The sequence below is a fragment of the Actinospica durhamensis genome, assembly GCF_018139695.1.
Classification (GTDB): Bacteria; Actinomycetota; Actinomycetes; order Streptomycetales; family Catenulisporaceae; genus Actinospica; species Actinospica durhamensis.
Genome location: NZ_JAGSOG010000689.1, coordinates 1 through 541, shown reverse-complemented (window position 1 = coordinate 541; position 541 = coordinate 1). Strand labels below are relative to the sequence as shown.

At 73.0% G+C, this 541-nt stretch carries 1 protein-coding gene; it reads right to left on the bottom strand.

The annotated features are described in order from the left end of the window. A partial coding sequence (locus KDL01_RS41745) for a MarR family winged helix-turn-helix transcriptional regulator (protein ID WP_212534245.1) occupies positions 1-541 on the bottom strand: 541 nt, incomplete at both ends.

Genomic DNA, 541 nt, shown 5'->3' with positions numbered 1-541 from the left:
GCGGAGGCGTGCCCGGGTTCTTCGGAGTGCGGGGACTGTTCGGACAACACGGACGTCTCCTGGTGCACGACCGCGAGGTCGTTCTCGATCAGGGTGATCAGGAAGTCGCGCAGGGCGGCCTCGAGTTCGGGGGTCAGCTCCTGCATGAGCTGTGCGTTGGCGGCCTTGGCCCGCAACGAGATCTCGGCCGCGCGCGCCTCGCCGGCCTCGGTGAGCAGCAGCCAGACCACGCGCCGGTCCGACTCGTCGCGCTGGCGCCGGACGTAGCCGGCCTTCTCCAGGGTGGAGACCAGGCCGGTGAGGGTGGCCGGGGTGATCATGCAGCGCTGGGCGAGTTCCGAGTGGGTGGCCCGGCCCGGGGTGCCGGCCTCGAGGCCGCGGCCCTGGCCCCAGGCGAGGGCGTTGAGCACCGCGGCGGCGCCGGGGCTCAGGCCGTCCTCTTCCGCCAGGAAGCGCCGGTACCGGTTGCCGATCGCCTGTCCGGCCAGGTTGACCAGGCGCATCGTCGGCGAGGCGACCAGGCGCTGGTGCAGCCCGGGAT